The 21,128-nt window shown below is 68.9% G+C and carries 13 protein-coding genes and 2 pseudogenes; 8 read left to right on the top strand and 7 right to left on the bottom strand.

Going from position 1 to position 21,128, the window contains the following annotated elements; translation table 11 throughout:
• Positions 1-33 precede the first annotated feature (33 nt).
• The 4 genes from ACWD4O_RS02995 to ACWD4O_RS02980 all read left to right on the top strand — a co-directional run bounded on the left by ACWD4O_RS02995 (position 34) and on the right by ACWD4O_RS02980 (position 5,685).
• Positions 34-2,496, top strand: coding sequence for a beta-galactosidase (locus ACWD4O_RS02995; RefSeq protein ID WP_451276849.1), 2,463 nt, complete (start codon positions 34-36; stop codon positions 2,494-2,496).
• A 76-nt stretch (positions 2,497-2,572) separates the two neighbouring features.
• On the top strand, positions 2,573-3,637 hold the full coding sequence (locus ACWD4O_RS02990; RefSeq protein WP_451276847.1) for a LacI family DNA-binding transcriptional regulator: 1,065 nt from the start codon (positions 2,573-2,575) through the stop codon (positions 3,635-3,637).
• Between the two features lie 170 nt (positions 3,638-3,807).
• Positions 3,808-4,545, top strand: coding sequence for an ABC transporter ATP-binding protein (locus ACWD4O_RS02985; RefSeq protein WP_451276845.1), 738 nt, complete (start codon positions 3,808-3,810; stop codon positions 4,543-4,545).
• Between the two features lie 96 nt (positions 4,546-4,641).
• A complete protein-coding gene (locus ACWD4O_RS02980; protein ID WP_451276843.1) occupies positions 4,642-5,685 on the top strand; it encodes an ABC transporter ATP-binding protein in 1,044 nt (347 codons plus the stop codon).
• Positions 5,686-5,767: 82 nt separating this feature from the next.
• Here the strand turns inward: ACWD4O_RS02980 and ACWD4O_RS02975 are convergent, their stop codons facing one another.
• Entirely contained in the window at positions 5,768-8,713 is a 2,946-nt protein-coding gene (locus tag ACWD4O_RS02975; RefSeq protein WP_451276841.1) for a hypothetical protein, read from the bottom strand.
• 110 nt (positions 8,714-8,823) lie between these two features.
• Positions 8,824-12,093 carry an FtsX-like permease family protein gene (locus tag ACWD4O_RS02970; RefSeq protein WP_451276839.1) on the bottom strand — a complete coding sequence of 1,090 codons (3,270 nt, stop codon included), beginning with the start codon at positions 12,091-12,093 and terminating at the stop codon, positions 8,824-8,826.
• 516 nt (positions 12,094-12,609) lie between these two features.
• On the opposite strand from ACWD4O_RS02970, the pseudogene ACWD4O_RS02965 reads away from it, so the two are divergent.
• Positions 12,610-13,425 (top strand): annotated as a pseudogene (locus ACWD4O_RS02965) (IS5 family transposase).
• On the opposite strand, the gene ACWD4O_RS02960 reads toward ACWD4O_RS02965, so the two are convergent.
• Positions 13,417-13,941 (bottom strand): DUF5959 family protein, encoded by a 525-nt coding sequence (locus ACWD4O_RS02960; RefSeq protein WP_451276838.1) that lies wholly within the window; start codon positions 13,939-13,941, stop codon positions 13,417-13,419. The pseudogene ACWD4O_RS02965 and the gene ACWD4O_RS02960 overlap by 9 nt on opposite strands.
• Positions 13,942-13,970: 29 nt before the next feature.
• On the bottom strand, positions 13,971-14,630 hold the full coding sequence (locus ACWD4O_RS02955; protein ID WP_451276836.1) for an HNH endonuclease: 660 nt from the start codon (positions 14,628-14,630) through the stop codon (positions 13,971-13,973).
• 234 nt (positions 14,631-14,864) lie between these two features.
• Here ACWD4O_RS02955 and ACWD4O_RS02950 point away from each other — a divergent pair.
• Positions 14,865-15,149, top strand: a pseudogene (locus tag ACWD4O_RS02950) (tyrosine-type recombinase/integrase); the annotation flags it as partial.
• A 65-nt stretch (positions 15,150-15,214) separates the two neighbouring features.
• On the opposite strand, the gene ACWD4O_RS02945 reads toward ACWD4O_RS02950, so the two are convergent.
• From ACWD4O_RS02945 to ACWD4O_RS02935, 3 genes are all read right to left on the bottom strand, one after another.
• Positions 15,215-15,553, bottom strand: a complete 339-nt coding sequence (locus ACWD4O_RS02945; RefSeq protein WP_451276834.1) for a type II toxin-antitoxin system PemK/MazF family toxin — start codon at positions 15,551-15,553, stop codon at positions 15,215-15,217.
• On the bottom strand, positions 15,547-15,876 hold the full coding sequence (locus tag ACWD4O_RS02940; RefSeq protein ID WP_451276832.1) for a hypothetical protein: 330 nt from the start codon (positions 15,874-15,876) through the stop codon (positions 15,547-15,549). Before ACWD4O_RS02940 ends, ACWD4O_RS02945 begins: the two co-directional genes overlap by 7 nt.
• 740 nt (positions 15,877-16,616) lie before the next feature.
• Entirely contained in the window at positions 16,617-17,138 is a 522-nt protein-coding gene (locus ACWD4O_RS02935) for a hypothetical protein (RefSeq protein WP_451276830.1), read from the bottom strand.
• 843 nt (positions 17,139-17,981) lie between these two features.
• Here ACWD4O_RS02935 and ACWD4O_RS02930 point away from each other — a divergent pair.
• Together ACWD4O_RS02930 and ACWD4O_RS02925 are read left to right on the top strand one after the other, a co-directional pair.
• The gene (locus ACWD4O_RS02930; protein WP_451276828.1) at positions 17,982-19,211 is read left to right on the top strand and encodes a hypothetical protein; all 1,230 of its coding nucleotides are present in this window, start codon (positions 17,982-17,984) and stop codon (positions 19,209-19,211) included.
• 982 nt (positions 19,212-20,193) lie between these two features.
• The gene (locus ACWD4O_RS02925; RefSeq protein ID WP_451276826.1) at positions 20,194-20,523 is read left to right on the top strand and encodes a hypothetical protein; all 330 of its coding nucleotides are present in this window, start codon (positions 20,194-20,196) and stop codon (positions 20,521-20,523) included.
• Positions 20,524-21,128 lie beyond the last annotated feature (605 nt).

Genomic DNA, 21,128 nt, shown 5'->3' with positions numbered 1-21,128 from the left:
CCCCACCCCCATCCCGCGCCCTGGAGGGCCCTGATGCCACACCACAAGATCCACATCTCCACCCCCGCTCCCTCCCCACCCCGAGGCCACCTCCCCTTCCCCGAAGCTCCCGCTCCCGCTCCCGCTCCCGCCCCCATAGAGATGACCACCCGCTGCCTGACCAAAGGCGGACGCCCCTGGTTCCCGATCTCGGGCGAGTTCCACTACTCCCGCTACCCGGCCCAGGACTGGGAGGAGGAACTGCTGAAGATGAAGGCGGGCGGGATCACGGCCGTCGCCTCGTACCTCATCTGGATCCACCACGAGGAGACGGAGAACCAGATCCGCTTCGACGGCGACCGAGACCTCCGCCGCTTCGCCCAGCTCTGCGCCCGCCACGGCCTCGACTTCATCCCCCGCATAGGCCCGTGGTCACACGCGGAGGTCCGAAACGGCGGCTTACCCGACTGGGTCCTGGCCCGCACGACGGCCACCCGCACCGACGACCCGGCGTACCTGGACGCCGTCCGCCCCTGGTTCCAGGCGATCGCCGCGCAACTCCACCACCTGGACCGGGCGAACGGCGGCCCGATCGTCGCGATCCAGATCGAGAACGAGCTCTACGACCGCCCCGGCCACCTCCGCACCCTGAAGCGCATGGCTCAGGAGGCCGGCTTGACCGCACCCCTGTGGACGTCGACGGCCTGGGGCGGAGTCCAACTCCCGGACGACGAACTGCTCCCGCTCTACGGCGGCTACTCCGAGGCGTTCTGGACCGAGGCCGACGGCGGCTGGCCCGACACCTGCCGCAAGCACTTCTTCTTCACCCACCAACGCGACGACGAGGGCATAGGCGCCGACCTACGCCCGACGACCGTCCGCGGCACGGCTCCCGAGATCTACGCGTCCAAGTTCCCCTGGGCGACATGCGAGTTGGGCGGCGGAATGGCGGTCGCCTACCACCGCCGCCCGCGCGTGGACGCCGCCGACATCGGGGCGCTCGCCCTCACGAAGATCGGCTGCGGCTCGGTCTGGCAGGGCTACTACATGTTCCACGGCGGCACCAACCCGACGGGGGAGCGGACGCCCCTCCAGGAGTCCCACGCCACCGGCTATCCCAACGACCTCCCCGTGCTGACGTACGACTTCCAGGCCCCGCTGGGCGAACACGGCCAGTACCGCCCGTCCTACGACGAACTCCGCCTGCAGCACCTCTTGTTGGCAGATTTCGGCGAGACGATCGCCCCCATGCAAATGACGCTGCCCGCCACCGGCCCACGAGACCAGCACGACCGCGAAACCCTGCGCTGGGCGGTCCGCACCGACGGCAGCGCCTCAGGCTTCCTCTTCGTCACCAACCACCAGCCGCACGAGCCCCTCCCGGACCACCCGGACACGAGCTTCACGGTCGCTTTCCCCGACGCTCCGCCGCTCACCCTCCCCAGCACCCCCGTCACCGTCCCCGCAGGCGCCTACTTCTGCTGGCCCCTGCGCCTGGAGGTGGCGGACCTCCGCCTCGACTGGGCCACAGCGCAGCCGATATGCAAGGTCAGGGACAACGACGGCCGCACGACCCTCGTCCTGGCGTCGACGGACGGCATCGACCCCGAACTGGCCCTGGACGCAAGGACGGTGACGAGGGTGACCACCCCGTCCGGCCGACCGGCCCCGGTCACCGACGGCGAGCGAATCCTGATCACGGGCCTGGTCCCGGGCACGGACGCCTTGGTGGAAGTAGAGACCGGCGAAGGCGCGAAGGTCGCGCTGCTCGTCCTGGACGCGACCACGGCCCGAACCGCCTACCGAGGCGAGGCCTGGGGCGCGGAACGCCTCGTGCTCTGCCCCGAAGGCGTCGTCTTCGACAAGGAAGAAACCAGAATCAAAGCCCGCACCACACCCCCCACACCCCCCATGCACCCCACACTCTCCCTCTCCGTACTCCCACCCCCGCACCACCCCCCAAAGGCACGGGGAGCCACGCTCAGGGAAAGCCAGGACGGAGCCCTGACCCGCTACACGCTCACCCCCGACAAGACCTTTGCCCCCACCCCCACTCCCACCCCCACCCTCACGCAGCTCCGCAAGGCAGGCCCACCCCCCACCCCCAGGACCGGCGTACTGGGCAGGGCAAGCGCCCCCGACGACAAGCACTACGACAAGACGGCGGCGGTCTACCGAGTGGACATCCCGCAGCCCCAAGCCACCGCCACCACAGGCACCACCGCCACCACCGCCACCACAGCCACCGCGCCCACCCTCCTGCGTCTGCACTGGACCGGAGACGTGGCCCGTGCCTACCTGGGAGAAGAGCTGGTGGCAGACCAGTTCTTCACAGGCGCCCCCTGGGACATAGCGCTCAACCGACTGCCACCCGGCGGCCCCCTGACGATCAAGATCCTCCCCCTGGCCGCAGACGCACGGATCCACCTCCCCGTAACCGCACCACCACCCACCGCCGCCGAGATACACCGAGCCGAATGGATCACCCCCCACACCTGGAGACTGACCACGCGCTGACCCCACCCCCCTCCGGCCTATCCTGTGGTTGGTTTCCCGCCGACCACCCCAGGCCGAAGGAAGAAGAGCCCCCACCATGACCCCAGGCGCCGCTGACGGCCCGGCGACCAAGGGACGCAGCCGTCGCAACTTCGCGGGCGCGCGCCCGGTGATGGACGACGTCGCCAAGCTGGCCGGCGTCTCCAAGCAGACGGTCTCCCGGGTGCTCAACGACCACCCGGCCGTCCGCGCGGAGACCCGGGAAGCGGTCCGGGCGGCGATGCGCACACTCGGCTACCGCCCCAGCAGCAGCGCGCGCTCGCTGGCCAGCGGCCGTACCCGGATGCTCGGCGTGATCTCGTTCGACGCGGCCCGCTACGGCCCCGCCTCGACGCTGACGGCGATCAACACGGCGGCGCAGGAGGCCGGTTACCTGGTCAGTTCGATCGCCCTGGACACCGCGGACCGGGACACCGTCGTACGCGCGGCGGACCGACTCTCGGCGGAGGGCGCGGACGGCGTGATCGCGATCGCCCCCCAGGTCAGAGTGGCCCGAGCCCTCGCCGAGGCCCATCTGGACACCCCCCTGGTCGTCATGGACAACGACCTGGGCGACGGCACCCCCATGGTCACCTCGGACGCCGTCACCGGCGCCCGTATGGCGACGGAGCACCTTCTCTCCCTCGGCCACCCCACGGTCCGACATGTAGCGGGCCCGCAGGGCTGGACCTCTGCGGACCGCAGGTCGGACAGCTGGCAGGCTACGCTCCGGGCAGCCGGAGCCGAGGTGCACACCCCCCTGATCGGCGACTGGAGCGCCGACTCCGGCTACGACCTGGGCCGCGAACTGGCGAAGGACCCGACCATCACCGCGATCTTCGTCTCCAACGACCAGATGGCGCTGGGCGTACTCCGCGCCCTGCACGAGGCAGGCCGCCATGTCCCCGACGACGTCAGCGTGGTCGGCTACGACGACATCCCGGAAGCCGCCCACTTCCTCCCCCCGCTGACCACGATCCGCACGGACTTCACCGACATCGGCACGATCGCCCTCCGCATCCTCCTGAACCACATTGACGCCGCCCCACAGCCCACCGCCCCCCACCTGACGGTCGTCCCGGTGGAACTACGCCTCCGCAACAGCACCACAGCCCCCCGCTGACCATGGCGGAGATCCGGCGTACCGTACGGTGCGGACGCCGTGAGGTGCGGACGCCGTACGGTGCGGACGCCGTACGGTGCGGACGCCGTACGGTGCGGACGCCGTACGGTGCGGACGCGGAACCGCCTCCGCAGAGCCGGGGCGGGTCGGGTCGGGGCGGGGGAGGAAGCATGAGCGAGCGGGCCGACGGTCACGGCGCCGTGGCGGACATCGGGACGCGGACGCCGGTCGGCGACATGGTGGTGGTCGAGGACCTGCGCCGCACGTACGGCAGCGGCGACACCGCCGTCCACGCCCTGCGCGGTGTCTCCTTCAATGTGCCGCGCGGCGAACTCGTCGCCCTCAGAGGCCGTTCCGGCTCCGGCAAGACCACCGTGCTCAACCTGGTCGGCGGCCTCGACACCCCGGACGGCGGCCGGATCGTCCTGGACGGCGTCGATCTGGCCGGCCTCGGCGACGACGACCTGCTGGCGCTGCGCCGCGACCGCATCGGCTTCGTCTTCCAGTCCTTCGGTCTCATCCCGATCCTGACCGCTGCCGAGAACGTCGGGGTCCCGCTGCGCCTGCGGAAGGTCCCGGCCCGGGAGCGCGAAGCCCGCGTCGAGCTTCTCCTCTCCCTGGTGGGCCTGTCCGACCACGCCGACCAGCGTCCCGGCGAGCTGTCCGGCGGCCAGCAGCAGCGGGTCGCGATCGCCCGCGCGCTCGCCAACGACCCGGCCCTGATCATCGCCGACGAACCCACCGGCCAGCTCGACGCCGACACCGGTCTCACCGTGATGGACCTGCTGCGCGCCGTCGTCCGCAGTGAATCCGTCACCGCCCTCGTCGCCACCCACGACACACAACTCCTCGCGCTGGCCGACCGCGTGCTCGAACTCCGCGACGGCCGCATCGTCGAGGACATCTGACCGGCGCAGACTTCACCTCCTAGCCTCCTAGCCCTTCAGCCTTCCAGCCTTCCAGCCTTCTGGCCTTCTGGCCTTCTAGCCTCCTCAGGGGACCGCGTGGCAGTTCACGAACAGCCCACCGGGGCACCGGACTTGGACGAGTTGCGTCGGCGGGCCGCCGCGGCCGCCGCCCCGCAACGCGAGGAGGGGCTGGTCGTCTGCGAGAACCTGGTGCGGATCTACCAGAGCGAGGGCGTCGAGGTGCAGGCCCTCCAGGGCCTCGACCTGACCGTGGCCGAGGGCGAGATGATCGCCGTGGTCGGTGCCTCCGGCTCCGGCAAGTCCACCCTGCTGGGCATACTCTCCGGCCAGGACGTGCCCACCGCGGGAGCCGCCCAGGTCGCCGGACACGATCTGCTGACGATGAAGCGCCGCGAGCGGCTCGACTACCGGCGCGGCACCGTCGGCTTCGTCTGGCAGCAGACCTCACGCAATCTGCTGCCCTACCTCTCGGCGGCCGAGAACGTGATGCTTCCGATGACGTACACCGGGATCAAGCGCTCGAAGCGCCGGGCCCGGGCCGAGGAACTGCTCGACCTGCTGTCCGTCGGCCACTGCCGGGACCGCACCCCCGACACGCTCTCCGGCGGCGAGCAGCAGCGGGTCGCCGTCGCGGTCGCCAACGCCAACCAGCCCCGGGTGCTGTTCGCCGACGAACCCACCGGCGAACTCGACACCGCCACCAGCGACGAGGTCTTCGCCGCACTGCGCCGGGCCAACGAGGACCTGGGCGTCACCGTGATCGTGGTCACCCACGACGCGCTGGTGTCCGAGCAGGTCCAGCGCACCGTACGGATCCGCAACGGCCGTACCTCGACCGAGGTGCTGCGCCGGGTCGCCACCGGCGAGGACGGCGTCGAGGTGCTCACCGCCGAGGAGTACGCGGTGCTGGACGGCAGCGGTCGGCTGCAACTGCCGGGCGAGTTCACCGAGCGTCTGCATCTGCGCAAGCGGGTGCGGCTGGCGCTGGAGAGCGATCACATCGGCGTATGGCCCGACGAGGCGGCGCGGCGGGCGAAGTCCGATGCGGAGGAAGTAGCGGAGGAAGTAGAGGAGGCGGCGGACGGCACGGGCACGGCGCGCGGCGGCCGGACGCGCTGAACAGCCCCTCGCGTGCACGGGGCAGTTGGTCCATTGGGCCGTTGGTCCGTTGTGCCGTTGTGCCGTTGTGCCGTTGGGCGGTTCACATGCGGCGCAGTTCGGCCCCCAGGCCGCGTCGGCGGGCGAGGACGGTTTCGACGGCCGCGGCGGCCAGGATCAGCGCGGTCACGCCGGCGACGAGGGCCAGGGTCAGCGAGTAGTCGGTCCGCAGCGCCGGTTGGGCCGGGCCGCCGGTGAACTGCCGCAGGTCCAGCGTCCCCGCCATGAGCCGCGGTTCGAGCAGCCCGAGCAGCGTGCCGCCCACCGCCGATGCCACCGCCGGCGGCAGCAGTTGCAGGAAGTGCACCGCCGCGGCCTCCTTGCCGCCGAGTCCGAGCGTGCGCAGGAACGAGGTGGTGCGCCTGCGCTCGTGGGAGGTGAGGGTCAGTTCCAGGGCGAGCGCGAGCAGGCCGGCCAGCGCGGCCAGGATCGAGCCGACGGTGTAGATCGTGCCGAGGCCCTGCGTCAGGCCGTCCGTGCGCAGGGTGCTCAGCGTCTCGGAGCGGACGCGGATCCGGGCCAGCGGCCCGAGCACCTCGGCCGCCGCCGACCGCAGTACTGCGGGCTCGGCGGTGGCGGGACCGTCCGCTTCGAGGAGCAGGACGGTGCTTCCCGAGGGCTGCTGGGGCATCAGGTGCTCGGCGGCGGCGGTGGTGATCAGCATCGGCGTCCCGGCGGCGATCTGCGCCGTGACCGGCCCGAGGAGGGGGTCGCGCAGCTGCGCGGCGGTGAGGGTGCCGACCGGCTTGAAGTCCAGGTTCACCGGCGGCTGTCCCTGGGTCAGCACGGTGGCGGTGAAGCCGCCGGTGCGTTCGGTCGCCCGCAGGTCGGGCGAGAGGAAGGACGGCAGCGGGGCGTTCGCGTCGACCCGGTCGCCCGGCGGGGTGGCAGGCCCGGACAGCAGAGCGTCGGCCAGCGCCGACTTCGGGGCGATGGCGGCCAGTTGCCGGGCGTCGACGGTGATCACGGCGACCCGGGAGATCACCGCGCCGTCGGCCTGTCCCACCAGGTCGAGGGTGCGCAGACGCTGGACGGCGGTCCGGATTCCGGTGGCGGCGGTGCCGTCCCCCGGCGCGGCGGCCGCGGCATCGGCGGAGGCTACGGCCCCAGCGGAGGTCACGGTGCCTGCGGGGGCCACGGTCCCGGCCACCGTCGCGCTCGCGTCGGCGCCGGCGGTCCAGGCCGCACCCGTGGCCAGGCCGTCGTCGATCGTACGGTGCACGAGTCCGCCGAACACGGCCGTGCCCAGGGTCAGGACCAGGACGAACAGGGCCGGCCCGGTCGCCGGGGCGTCGTGGGCGGCCCGGGCCGCCCCGACGAAGCCCACCGCTCCCCGGCCGCGCCGGGTCTGCCGCAGCACCAGGCGCAGCACGAGCGGGTAGATCCGCAGCAGGATCAGCACGACGGCCAACGCCACCAGCACCGGCACCGCGCCCAGAATCCCGTCGGGGCCCTGTGAGCGCAGCGCGACCACGCCCGCCGCCGCCGCGAGCAGCACCGTCAGCTCCAGGACCACGCGCCGGCCGACGGCGGTGTTCCGGCGCGAGCGCCGCGGCCGGCCGGGCCTGCGCGGCTCGCGGACCGCGAGCCAGGTCATCAGCGGCACCGTCAGCATCACCACCGCGGCAGCGAGGGCGGCGGGCACCGGCTGCGGCGATCCGGACGTGCCGGTGGGAGCGCCGATCCGTCCGACCGCCCAGCCGAGCAGGGCGGCGATCAGGACCACCGGCCAGGCCACGGCGCAGCGCAGCAGCACCAGCCGCGCGGTGGACGCGCCCCGCGCACGCTGCAGCCGCAGATACGCCTGCCTCCGACGCAGCAGCAGTCGTACGGCGACGGCGACGGTGGCCAGCGCGACCGCGGCGAGTGCGTCGACGGCGTACGTCGCCAGCGCCCGGGCCTGCCGGTCCTGAGCGGTGAACGCGGCGAGCAGCGGCGTCAGGGAGTCGGTCACCAGCAGGGACTGGGTGGCCTGGCCGCCGACCCGACAACTGGTGTCGCCGGTGACCCAGTCGCTGCCCTGGCACAGGGCGGCGCTCAGGTCCGCGCTGTAGTGGGACAGCGGCCCGGTCAGTGCGCGGGCCCGGTCGAGCGCCGCCCCGGACAGGTCGGCGTGCAGCTGCCAGGTCACCCGCGGGCCGCCCACCCCGGCGCCGGCCAGCAGGTCGGCGGCGTCGAGGCCGACGAGGCCGCGGACGGCGAGCACCGTGCCGGCGGAGCGCTCCGCCGGATAGCGCGACGGCTGGTCGAGCGTCTCCCGGCCGGTCCAGAAATCGTCGGCCGCGGCCGTGGCGCGGTAGACCCCGCTGACCAGCAGTTCCGCGTGCGGCGGTGCGTTCTGTGCCCCGGGCGTCTTGGCGAACTCGAGGGCCAGTCGGCTGCCGGCCCGGACGCCCAGCGCCTGCGCGGTGGCCTGCGACAACCCGATCTGGGGCGCGGTGCCCGGCGGCGTGCGGTCGGCCGGCGCGCGGCCGCTGACGTAACGCAGATGGGCCCGCGCGGACGGCAGATGACTGACCGTCAGCCGGGTGCCGACGATCGCCGACCCCGCCGGTTCCGCTGGTTGTGATGGCTGCGCTGGTTGTGATGGCTGTGATGGCTGCGGTGGTTGCGGTGAGATCAGGGACGCCGGGTTGTAGTCGTAGCTGCCGCCGCCGGCGAAGGTCAGCTGTCGCGCGGCGGGCCCGCTGAGCTGCTCGGTGAGGGTGCGGCCGGCGCCGAGCAGGGCGGCCATGTCCACGGCGGGCGGCGAGGTGTCGAAGACCGACGGTGTGGTGCTCAGGCTGATCAGGGGCGCCTGGGCCTGAGCGGCGTCGACGCGCTCACGCAGGGCCCGGTCCTCCTGGCGGCCCGCGAGGACGGGGGCCCAGGCGCACAGCGCCGTCACCACCAGGACGAGCACCGCCAGGCAGGCCAGCAGCGGCAGGTCGCCGCGGATCTCCTTGCGTATCAACCGCCGCGTCACCGCCCCGCCTGTACCCATGCCCATGCCCGTACCCGTACCCGCGCCCGTACCCGCGCCTCTGGCCGTATCCGTGCTACCCGTGCCCACGGGTCGGGTCACCGTCCGCGCTCCTCGGTCCTGTCCGGCCGCCCGGCTCAACGGTCTTCCCCCGCTCGCAGTACGCGTACCAGGTCCACCCGGGCCAGCAGTCGGGCCAGCGCCAGCACGACCGCGCTGATGGCCACGGCGGTCGCCACCGCGGTCAGCGCCACGGTGCCCCAGGGTATGACCAGCGGCAGCGGCGGATAGGGGGCCTGTCCGCTGTCGTCCACGGTGACCAGCGGCAGCACCGCCGACGCCAGGGCCATGCCCATCAGCGCCCCCGGGACCACCGCGAACAGCGCCAGACTCAGTTGCTCGGCGCCCAGCAGCGCGGACAGGCTCCGGGAGCGGACGCCGATCGCCCGCAGCAGGGCGAACTCCTTGCGGCGCTGCCGGGTGGAGACCACCGCGTGCACGGTGAAGGCGATGACCGCGAACCCGGGGGCCAGGTACCGGACCAGTTCCAGCACCCGCCGCAGCCCGCTGCGGAACGGGTCGGCCTGCAGGGACGCGGCGGTGCGCGCCGTGGTGGTGACACGGCCCAGCGCGGGCTGCGCCTCGACGGCGACGGCCGTGCGCGCGCTGTCGGCGCTGCCGATCCACCAGAACGCGGGATCCTGCTGGTCGACACCGGCCAGCGTCATGGCGGCGGCGAGTTGGCGCTGATCGGCGATCAGATGCCCCTGCCCGCGGCCCAGTCCGGGCAGCGAGTCGACCCGGCCCACGATCCGGGCGGTGATCCGGCCGCCGCCCAGACCGAGTGTGGTGGTGCTGCCCACGTGCAGGCGCGCGTCGCGCAGCGTCGAGGCGTCGGCGTGCACCGGAAGCGGCGCCGGCCCGCCGGCCGGGCCCGCCACGAGTCGCACCCGGGTGCCGGGCCGGGTGTCGTAGTCGCTGTCGGCCAGGTCGCCGAAGACGTCCTCGACGGCCTGGGAGGTCCGGACGCCGGTACTGACGGTGGTCCGGAGCACCTCGGAGCCGCCGGGAGCGATCGAGCACACCCCGGGGGTGCCGAGACCGAAGCCGTCGGCCGGCTTTCCGTCGCACGCCCCCGCGGTGGAGTCGGCGGCGTGGTCCGTGCCGTCGGCCCAGACCTGCCCGCCGGGCAGCCCGGTGACCCAGGTGTCCGTGTCCGTGTCTGTGTCCGTGTCCGTGTCCGTGGTGCCGCGCGCGCCGACCCGGATCAGTTCCAGATCCAGCCGCGCGGGACGCACGTCCGGCTGCGGCAGCACGTCGACGGCGGTCACCGTCAGCGGATACGTCCGCGGGTGGCCGCCGCTCAGCGGCACGTCGAGCGGGACCACGACCGTGTGCCTTGCTCCGTCGGCGGGGGGTAACCGGGCCGCCACGGTGCTGACGAGACCGGACGCGTCCTGCACGGTCAGTTCCAGGCTCGGCGCCGCCCGGCTGCCGTCGCTGCGCAGCCGCTCGTCCAGCAGCAGCGCGGTCGGCCGCCCGGGAAGCGGTATCCCGGGGACGACCGGTGACGGGGTGCGGGGAGCGGGCCCGCCGACCGTGCCGACCAGGCCTTCGGTGGCGCCGCCGGGCAGATTCACCGTCGACTGCGTCACCGGTGTCACGGCGGTCACCGCCGGCAGCGCGCGATAGGCGGCGCCCAGCACGGAGGAGGGGTACCCGGCATCCGCGGACGGCGAGATCCGCGCGTCCGCGCCGACGGTGAACGAGGCCTCCTCGGACGCCAGGCCGCCCAGGCAGGCCAGCGCGGTGGTGGCGAAGGCGCTCACCGCCATGGCCAGGCACATCAGCACCACCGGCCCCGCGTTGCGGGCGGCCCGCCGGCTCAACTGCCAGCCGGCCAGCGCCAGGACCAGGCCCCGGCTGCGCCGGCCGAACGCGTCCAACAGCAGGGAGGTCAGCGGCAGCAGCCGGAGCAGCAGGAGCGCGGCGGCGCCGGCCACCAGGGCCGGCACCAGGACCAGCACCGGGTCCGCGGACGCGCCGCCGGTGCCCACGTCGGCGATCAGCGAGCGGTGCCTCCGCAGCTCCAGATACCCCAGGGCCGCGACGGCCAGCAGCGCCAGGTCGGCGCCCAGGCGCTGAGCGGCGGCGGCCCGTGCGCCGCGGGGCGGCCGCGACGGCGCCGACGGCAGCACGGGGAGCAATACCGCCGCGGCATGCACCAGCAGGGTCAGACCCACCGCAGCCCACGCGCCGGCGCCCCGGCCGCCCGGGTGCAGCAGCCCGGCCAGGAAGGGCGCGGCGACGGCGGCCGGGACGCCGGTGAGCGCCCACTCGGCCGCCGCTCCGCGCAGCAACCGCAGGGTGCCGGCGCCTCTGGCCTGTTGGAGGGCCAGCTCACCGCTGCGCCGCACGGTCAACTGACGAGCGGCCAGCACCAGGGTGGCCAGGGCGAGGACCGCCAGCAGCACGCTCGGCAGGTACAGGGAGGACCGGGCCGCCACCATCGGCACCGTCAGATCGTCGATCGCGCCCGGCAGACCGGAGACCACCTTCAGGTCGTCCAGCGACGGTGGCCGCCCCTGGAACACCGACACGCGGCTCTGGCTGCCGGCGAAGGCACGCAGTCGGTCGCGCAGCGCGCCGAGGCTGCCCGCGTCGAGACGGGAGAGGTCGGGCTGCACACTCCAGTGGGCCGTCAGATGCCCGTTCAGGACGGCGCTGCCGTTGAGAGCCGACGCCGAGACCACCAGCAGATCCTGGCCGGCGGCCTCCCCCCGGGTCAGGTCGCCGGCCATCGCGGGCCAGAACCCGACGGCACCGGTCGCCCGGAAGACGCCGGTGATCCGCAGCGTCATGGCACGGCTGAAGGCGTCCTGCACCTGCAAGGTGGAACCGACCGTGATGTCCAGGAGTCTGGCCAGCGTTTCGGGCACCGCCGTGTCGACCGGGGCGGTGGAACCGGTGGCGACCCGGACATCGGGCAGCGAGGTGAACGCGCCGGCCGGCGCGTCGGCCGTGCCGGCGGGCCACCGCCCGGCGGTCAACTGCCCGAACCTGCCCCCGCCCTGCACCGCGACCGGGTGCAGCCCGCTGCCCCCGGGACCGCGTGGCGGGCCCACGACCCCGTCGATCCCCGTCACCGAGACCGGCGAGGTGCCCAGCAGCCCGACGTAGGTCCGCTGCGGCACCCCGGCGAACACCCGCTCACCGGCGTCCCGCACATCCCGATCGGCGACGGCCATGCCCCCGGCCCGGAAGGACGCGTGCACGCTCACCTGCGCGTCGACATCGGCAGCCAACCGCCGTACGGCCCCCGCCTGCACCGAACTCCCCGCCAACGCCGCGAGCGCGGCCAGCGCCGTCGCACACAGCAGCACGGTCACCGCGACAGCACCCAGCACCAGCCCGTGCTGACCGGCCCGCCTGGCAACGACGGGAAGCCGCCGCGTCGAAGAGGTGACAGCCGTGGCGACCACATGACCCCCCGCAGAATCGAACATGTGACGGCAACAGCGCGCCACAGTCCTACCAGGCGCCCCTCGACAACACAAAAATCACCTGAACGCGGCTGCCGACACGTCACGGCGTCGATGGTCTGGTCGGCAGCAAGTGTCCGTGTCCGCTCTATCGCAAGTGTGAATCCCGAGTATCGCGAAGGCCCTCGGCCTCGGGAGCGCACCTTCTCGGCTGCCGGCGCCAGACTTTGACGCCGGTGATCCGAGAGCCGCACAGGGCGGTCAGCCCCTCGGGGTCTGAGCCGAGGACCGACACCGGCCCGGGCTCGTCGAGGGCCGTGACGCTGAGCATGGCGTAGAGGGCGTACGTGTGACCGTGCAGACCGGCGTCGACGATGAGGCGGGCAGCTGATGGCAACGACCTCTCACCGGCCTCACCTACTCGTGGTGCGGGGCCAGGGGATGCCTCTCGTTGGAGCCCAGGGCCGCTCCTCGTTGTGGTCGTCCTTGATCGAGCCGCTGCTGCCCAAGGTTGAGCGTCGGACCCAGCACCCCGGGCGCAAGCGGCATCCGGATCGGCTGGTGTTCCAGGGCATTCTGTTCGTCCTGCACACCGGGATCGCCTGGGAACACCTGCCGCAGGAACTCGGCTTCGGCTCGGGCATGACCTGCTGGCGCCGCCTGGCCGAGTGGACCGAGGCCGGAGTGTGGCCCCGAATGCACGAGGTCCTCCTTGCCAAGCTCCGCAGCGCGAACGCCCTGGACTTCTCCCGGGCGGCCGTCGACGGCTCCCATGTCCGCGCGTCAAAGGGGGCTCCAGGACCGGACGAAGCCCCGTTGACCGGGGCAGGACGGGCAGCAAGCACCACCTGATCACCGACGCCACCGGCATCCCGCTCGCCGTCACCCTGACCGGCGGCAATCGCAACGACGTCACGCAGCTCATTCCGCTGCTGGAAGCCGTTCCACCGGTGCGGGGGAAGCGCGGCCGACCCCGGCGCCGCCCGGACAATCGTGCTCGGTGACCGTGGTTACGACCACGACAAGTACCGCCGCCTCGTCTGGGCCCTCGGCGTGAAACCGGTGATCGCCCGACGCGGCACCGAGCACGGCTCAGGACTGGGTACCCAACGCTGGGTCGTGGAGCGTGCATTCGCCCACCTGCACTGGTTTCGCCGCCTGCGGATTCGCTGGGAGATCCGCGACGACATCCACGAAGCCTTCCTGGCCCTCGGATGCGCCCTCATCTGCTGGCGGCGACTTGTCTCCCTACCCTGACAGCATCGGAACCCAGTGATCCATCACCTGGCGCAGACGCTGGCGATGATCGGCAATCCAGTCATCCGGAGGGACGAGCGGGACTCGAACGGTCACCATGGACCCGGACTCGTCCTCCACGACCACCTCAGGGCAGTCACGCTCACCCGTGAGCTGGATGAAGATGGACGGCCCGCTGCTCATCTCCATCCAGGCCACGTCTTCGCCGGCGTCAAGCTGGTCCAGTGCGTCGGCCCAGCTCTCCAACCTCGCGACATACAGCGCCAGATCGACACGGCCGGACACGAAGGGCGTCTTGACGACGATCTCCGCGTCGAGCCCGGCGGTCCATCCGGGGCTACGTCCCAGAACGTTGACCGAGACGCTGTTGCCCTCGTCATCAGCGAGCGAGATGAGCTCTCTCGGGGGACTGTCTCCCATAGCTGCCCTTTCGTCGGCGAGTACCCGTTTGCCACTGTAGAGGCCGGTCAGGAGTGCTGGTGTGTGCCCCTGCCCGCCGTCGTGGATGTCAGCCATGGATGTCAAGGACTATCTGATCCGTTGATTTATGTGGAACGGCCAGAGGCGGGCAGACCAGTCGCTGTCCCGTTCTCCCCAACGGAGGGCGGTGTTGTCTGTGGTTGCGGTACCCCGTTGCTGTGCCCCGCCGAACCGATGCTTGGCATCTCGGTATTGGACCGTTGACTATCAAGGTCTAGAGGCTGTGCTGCCATCCATCGGCGCAGGAATGCGATTCCAGACGGGGTGAACCTAAAGAGTTCATAGGGTGGCGTTTCGTCCTCCCGAAAGCGATATGTTTCGAGGTATCCGTCCTGTATCAAGTACCAAAGCAATAGGTCGGAACCGATACCCATTCGGATGGTCCTGTTCTCCGGTATCTTTCCTTTTGCTAGCAGGTTTCCAAATACCTCAATTAGGCGCCGCTCTGTATCGCCGTACCTGTGGTTCAGGAGGCCCAGGTTGGTCTTGTACTGCCGTAGGGACTTCTTGTCGATCTGATCCGGTCCGTTCCCCTTGCGTCGATGACACGTCGGGCAGATGGCGATCAGGTTCTCGAACCGATGCTCGCGAACTGTCGCCCAATCGTCGATGTGCTCGATGTCTACGGGGTGGCGACGGCAGGTCGGAATCGCACAGCGATGCCCGGCTTCAACTAGGACACGCCGTCGTAGCTCGGCAGGTATTGCAGGTCGGCCTTGAGGCATGAGGAGAAGCGTAAGGGCCCTCACTGACAGGCACTCAAGTGGAAAGGGCCACGGGGACGGGGCAGGGGGTAGCTGCACATCAGCCGACGAATGTCAGCCACGACGGCGGGTGCCTCGACCGACCACGCACGCGTGTGCCTCGCCGTGGCCCACCGGCCTCAGCCACGCTGCCATGCCGTCGCCCAGAGCAAGCCGCGTCGGCGGAAGCGTGGCAGTGAGACCTTGAGTGAGGACCTGGTCGGCTTCTCTACCTACTGGCGGGTATGGGAGGAAGCGCGGGAGTACGCGCTACCGCCTGAGCGTGTCGCCTCGCCGTTGGCCGTACGACCGTACGACCTACGGCACGCGTGCATCACGCGGTGGTTGAACGCGGGAGTGCCGATCGCTGAGGTCGCCCGGCGGGTCGGGAACTCACCCGAGGTGATCCATCGGCGCTATCACGGCTGCATCGACGGTCACGAGGAAGCGGCCAACGCGAAGATTGCAGCGGCCTTGGAGGAGGAGGGCGACTCCGTGTAGCAACGGTGCAAATGCTGGAAGGGCGGTCCGATTCGTCGGACGGCCCTTCCAGGGGTGAAGCTGGCCTAGGACAGTCCCAGAATCACCCGGACGCGGTCTCCAACGTGCTTCATCTCAGCCGGATCGAGCAGCCCGAGACGCTTCCGGAGCCTGGACTTGTCGACTGTGTGCAGGTCGGTGCAGTTGACGTAGGACTCGTCGTACTTGGTAACGCCGCATTCAGGACCGATGGGCACGTGAGTAGCCGCCGGTCCAGACGTCCCCGTGACTACGGCAACCGTCACCGCTGATAGCGGCTCGGCAATGCGATTCACCGTGAGAACGACTACGGGATGTGCACCAATAGGGCTTGGTAGAACACATCCCCAGACCTCACCACGCAATGCAGAGCCGGGGTTCACCATTCGATTTCGTCCCCTGCTGCCAGCTCCTCAGCAGTGGCAGGCAGCACACCGGCGGGAGCCGGCGCAGGAGCTCCCTGGTAGAAGGATCGAATCTCCTCAGAGGCTGCCAACTCTGCTGCCTCACGCGAGAGCAAGCGGAGTCCTTCTCGAAGCGCGTCCGAGACCGACGCCAGATTGAGAGACTGCATCACCAGCCGTAGGTCTGCCATCTCATCAGGCCTGAGCCGGACTTGAGCCACTTCGGTAGAGCGGGAATAGCTGCCTTGTTGGAGTAGGCCACGGTACTGATCAGACTTCGTTGTTTTCGTGGTCTTGCTGATCACAGGGGTCCTTGTGGTCCTGCTGCGCGTAACGCTCGCCTCGCCTCGCTTCGTGCGGGATGAGGCTGGCTCGACCTTCTTACCTCGGGTTTTAGGGGTCATCGTTCCTCCTTCCCTAGCTGCGTAGTACAGATGTCATACGCCAAGTGTCAGGGGTGCGACCCGGCTGGTCAAGGCAACAAGGTCGGACTGGTCAGCGGTGCTGGTGGCGTCCTGCCTGAAGCGTGTCGGGGGCGTGTCGCGTGTATCGCAGATGGTGCGTGAACAGTGAGAGACAACGAGAAAGAGCGGGAGTCAGTGAGACTGACTCCCGCTCTCTCAAGTCGGCATTCGCGCTGGTCAGAGCTTGATTCTTGCTGGCTGACTGGCGAGTGCCCCCGGCAGGATTCGAACCTGCGCACACGGCTCCGGAGGCCCTTTAAGATTCGGACGACCCACCAGGTCAGAGCCCTGTGCGTGGCAGATCCGCCGGTACGAGTCCACCAATAGTCCACAGCCGTTGAGAACCGTTGGAAGCACGATCGAGAGGGGGGACGCGCGGCTCGATGCTGCTGAGGGATGGTTGTGCGAAGGGCGTCTGGAGGCATCGCTGTTCGCGGTTGTCCACGCAAGCGTTGGATATATGGCAGGAGCAACTCGCCAAGCCGGACACATGATGGAGGATCGCTCAGCCGAGCTCCAGCGCAGCAGAACATGCGTAATGTGTTGCGCAGGCGTAGGGCGTTGCCGTCCACCCGGAGGAGTCAGGAGTAGCTCAGAGGTCCGTGCCCCATGGGATACGTCTCCCGGATCAAAGCGGCAAGGTCGTCTTGAACCTCCAACAAGTGCTGCCTGGTCTCCTCGGCCTCCGTCACCCACGTGCGCAACGACTCAAGGTCAGCTGCCTCAGCCGCCATGGCCTTTTCCAGGGCTGCGCGATTTGCCTCAACCCACGCTAGCCGCCGATCCGTTGCCTGTTCGAACGCGAGTAGAAGTTCGGGGCAGTACACGCGCATCATGTTGTGGAGATTGCGCCGTGCGGCCCGTTTCCTCAGTCTGTGAGTAAGCTTCTGTATCAGGGAGTCCTTCGAGGTCAGCTGCTGTGTGATCTGTCCGTAGATGCTGTGCTGAGATCCCAGGGAAAACGAAATTGGGGTCCGCCCTCGCCGTTCTCGTCTCGGCGTGCTCGGCAGGCTCGACTGCGGATCCTCAAGTCTGTTCTGGATCAAGCTCACGGTCTTGGCAGCAGCCTCGCACCAATCAGCAACGATCGCGTGCAGCTCCAAGAGCCCAGCGTGAAGAGAAGGCCACTGCGACGATGTCGTTGCCTGCCGTGCTACGCCTTGCACGATTGTGCTACTTGCCCGCACGACGACGGCTGCTTCTGGTCCAGCGAGCATGTTCCCACCTCCAGTCGAAGGCGAATACTGCTAGTTATCACCATTCTCCCGCAGACACCCCTAGGTGGCCTCGCAGCTCCGCGCTCGGCCTGGATGGCACACCAACAGGGGCCTGTTCCGCCCTTTCGGCTCAGGCCCCTGACCTGGTAGCTCTCTGTCGGGGTGGTGGAGTTTGAACAGCCGTGCAGTAACTGCAACATGGCGACACCCCAGTCATCACCCGGGGATCTCCGTCGTGCGTTCGCAGGCGGCCGAGCTTGTCCGCCGTTGCGCGTGGGCGTTGTCACGTAGTTAGACACTCACGGGGCGTATGCCCAACCTGCTGCCTGAGGCCGGGTGAGGCCGGCGCCCATCCGACGCACGGCTGTTGGCGAACGAGGCCGTGCCGTCGTTACAGTCCGTGTTGCCGTCACTTCAATCACTTCTCGGATTCACTCGACCGCAGTAGTTCGGCAGGACCTTGGCTGGCAGAAGGCGGAGTGTGGTCCCATGGGTATTCGACCTTGGGTGATCGTGGAGCCGCCGGACAGCCGCGGTCTTCGTAAGATCACTATCAACGGCAACGTAGTGGGCAGTGCTTGGTCCCTCCTCGAGCTGCGCAAGGTACTCCGTAGCCTTGGCTATCCGGACGACATGGACATGGGCGACGAGTCTTGCGTCCACTGGCGTGGTGGCGACAACAGCGCGTGGCCCGATAGGGGCTGGAGACGGCATTTGACCATCGGTCTCATGAGCGTGGGGCTGCTGATTTCGATGACCCTGCACGCCGTCATCGGTTGGCCGGATGCCGTCGGCGCCCTCACCTTCGCTCAACGTCTCGTCGGTGCCTTGTTCCTGTTGGCAGCCGCAGCGCAGGGCCTGGCGACGCTTGCGGTCGTCGACCATTGGGGCCGGCGACAGGTCAGCCTGTCTGGTGCGCTGGTCTTTCTCGGTGTGCTAATCGCTCTGGCCACGACCAGCCTTCTGCTCTTTATGTGGTCTCAGGAGCGAGAAATCGTACCTGCAGTGGCGGTTTTTGTTTCACTGTGGGTCTGGTCCATTTGGGCTCTCTACATCCTTACCCAAGAAAAAATTTGGAGACAGATACCACACCCTAAGAAGTTCGCGGCCGGTGTTACCGCCACCGCACTACTGACAGCCGTCAGCATTGGATACTCTTCCCTTTATCAGCCGACGTCCGCCCCTGTACACGTTCTCCTGAAGGAAGAATTTGGGAAACCTCAGGCGGGTAGTTCAATCTCCTACATTCAAATCCCTCTTAAGCTTTCCGCGAAAAACGATGGAGGGATTCCTCTCTACATAGTCGTGGACGACTACTCCGTCTATGGGAGGTCGTATGCAATCTCGAGTTCGGGCACAGGGATGGAAGGGTGGAAAAAGAAATGGGAGGAGCTGGGGGACACAAGGGCGGAAATGTATGTAAGCCTGCCCGAGGAGGAAGTTATTGCATCTGGACAGTTCCAAGGCCCTGGAACCACGCTCGATCCCGGGGAAGAGTTCAAAATGGAGACAGTGGTCACGCTTCCCAGGGACACAACGTACGAAACGCTCAACGCCGTTCTTAGTGTCGCCATCTTGAGGCAAGATCGCGGGAAGCTTGATGACGAATTCGAATACCCCAAGGCCTCCTGGCGGAAAGATTCGGGCAGTTATTACTGCCCACCCGAACAATGCGGAGAGCATCTCGTATATTACGGCAGGGTGCGCTATAACAATAACCTGATCAATGTAACACGTCAACCGCGATACGTCGCGGCTTTCTGGTCGCCGCTAGAGCCTCCAGATGTTTTCATTTCATCGTTCAAATTCGAAAATGAGAAGAGTGGGTCGGTTTATGCCACATATGAAGGCCTGGATCTAAAAGAATCGGAAAGAGAGCGGAACAGGTATGAGCTTTATTGGGTCTGGGGCAATTCGGAAGTGTCTGTCCCGGGACTGCTGAAGCAGTCCATGCCCTAAAATTCAGGTATCGTCGATCGAAATCTGCTGCTGAAACGCAGGTTGAGGACCTCGGCTCACGCGCCGCCCATTGTCTGGTGCCTCCGACAGGATCAGATCTGGCGACGCGCTCTTTAGGAGAGAGGCTGGGGTGTCCTGCTACTGACCCGCGGCTTCGATACCTGATGCGGTGGCTGGCAACTCGACCCCACGCCACCATTGTTGACCGTGGCTGACCCCTGGATCTGGCACGGTTGTGGCACGAACCTCAGCCGACGACAGTCAGCACGACGGCGGGTGCGCCGACCGACCACGCACGCGTGTGCCTCGCTGCACCTCCACTGGCCTCAGCTACGCTGCCATGCGTTCGACCAGAGCAAGTCACGACGGCCGGGCCGTGAAAGAGATTCCCGAGCCACATCGGTCCGGGAGCTCGTGAAGCTTCGAGACCACCCCCCTCCAAGCAGCCGTCCAGAGGTCCCGAACCGCGCGCGGATCACTTCCTGCGACGCCGGCTCGCACGCTTCTTCAGCTCGGCCTGGCCACGTTTCGTCCATTCACCCTGATGGCGGTAGCAACGTGCCGTGCCCTTCAACGTTTTGTTCTGACAACGGGCTCCGGCCGCCGTCGGCCAACCGCACTTCCCCTGCTTCCAGTCACCCACGCTGTCTCCCCCTCCCGATCGTCCGCTTCGTGCCCGGGCATCCAGGGTCTGGCACGTAGCTAACACACAGCAGGGCGCACAGTCAGCGGAGTCAGGCGATGCAAGCGCACGCGGGTCAGTACGTCGGGGGCGCTCTTCTGGGTGCACGCTTTCCAACTGTGGTGGTGCCTCGCGGGGCCGCGTACGAGGTCGTTCACCTGCGTTCATGGCCGGTCGGTCGCGGGAGCGGATACGGGTTACGGTCCCGTCTGAACGGCCGTGAACGGCGCTGAATGAGACGAAAATGAGACGGAGGGCGGGGCCGGGCTCGCTAGCATCGTCGCTGTTGAAGGGGGAGCCATGGCACTGGTCCGCAAGGGATCACGACGGATCGTTGTCGACGGCACGGCCTACCGCTGGCGGCTCCGAGGCCGGCCGACGTACTTCCAGGCGCTGGCCTGGTCGCCGTGCACGTTCGCGGTCGAGCATGCAGATATCCCGGTCATGACGCTCGTGGTCACCACGAACCAGCCGCATCCGAGCAACTGGTTCGGACGCGAGGCCACGCCTGTACTGCCGTCCGGCGTTGCCCAGGCCATTCAGCTTGCTCTCCGCGCGGGTTGGACTCCGACGGCTCCGGGCTCCCCGTTCCACCTCGACCAATCCGCTGGCCTCACGCCCTCGTCCTGAACGCCGTGACGCTGGCACGGCTACCTCTTGCAGTGCTGGCAGGCTGTGAGCCCTTGCGCCTTGGCCTGGTCCTCGGACATCGACTCTTGACTCATGTAGGTGTCCTGCTTCCCGTTCAACGACGGGCAGTCGGCGTCAGTGCGGCACTTGGTTCGTTGGTCCCCGATGCGTACGTGAACAGTGCTCATGAGGGCTCCTGAGTTGCTTGCCTGACGATGTGTAAGCCGGACACGGTAAGAAACACCCCATCTTGCCTGAGGTCCACCCCTGGGTAATAACCCGTTTGGTCGGGGGCCGTGAGCTGGGGTTTCGTCGCAGACGGCCGTGGCTGGCCTGTCACTGTCGGTCGCTGTCGAGTGGCCTCGGTCGCCCTTGCACGGCTCAGAGACCGCCCCGGGGTTGATCACCACGGTCAGCCGGTTGCCGACGACGGACACCTTCGATGCGCACCGCCTGAACCTCAGCCGACGACAGTCAGCCACGACGTCGGGCGCGCCGACCGACCAGGCGCACGTGTGCCTCGCCGTACCCCCACCGGCCTCAGCCACGCTGCCAGGCCGTCAACCAGAGCAAGCCCCACCGGCCGGCCCGTAGGCAACCTTGGG

This window comes from Streptomyces sp. NPDC002623 (assembly GCF_053592635.1).
The sequence above is the reverse complement of the archived record's forward strand: the minus strand, read 5'-3'. Positions and strand labels throughout refer to the sequence as shown.

Bases quoted from the DNA above. Each gene is read 5' to 3' on its own strand.
- ACWD4O_RS02985 (WP_451276845.1), top strand. From the start codon at position 3,808: ATGAGCGAGCGGGCCGACGGTCACGGCGCCGTGGCGGACATCGGGACG.
- ACWD4O_RS02925 (WP_451276826.1), top strand. From the start codon at position 20,194: ATGGCACTGGTCCGCAAGGGATCACGACGGATCGTTGTCGACGGCACG.
- ACWD4O_RS02975 (WP_451276841.1), bottom strand. From the start codon at position 8,713: ATGGGCATGGGTACAGGCGGGGCGGTGACGCGGCGGTTGATACGCAAG.
- ACWD4O_RS02995 (WP_451276849.1), top strand. From the start codon at position 34: ATGCCACACCACAAGATCCACATCTCCACCCCCGCTCCCTCCCCACCC.
- ACWD4O_RS02945 (WP_451276834.1), bottom strand. From the start codon at position 15,553: ATGGTGAACCCCGGCTCTGCATTGCGTGGTGAGGTCTGGGGATGTGTT.
- ACWD4O_RS02955 (WP_451276836.1), bottom strand. From the start codon at position 14,630: ATGCCTCAAGGCCGACCTGCAATACCTGCCGAGCTACGACGGCGTGTC.
- ACWD4O_RS02990 (WP_451276847.1), top strand. From the start codon at position 2,573: ATGACCCCAGGCGCCGCTGACGGCCCGGCGACCAAGGGACGCAGCCGT.
- ACWD4O_RS02930 (WP_451276828.1), top strand. From the start codon at position 17,982: ATGAGCGTGGGGCTGCTGATTTCGATGACCCTGCACGCCGTCATCGGT.
- ACWD4O_RS02960 (WP_451276838.1), bottom strand. From the start codon at position 13,941: ATGGCTGACATCCACGACGGCGGGCAGGGGCACACACCAGCACTCCTG.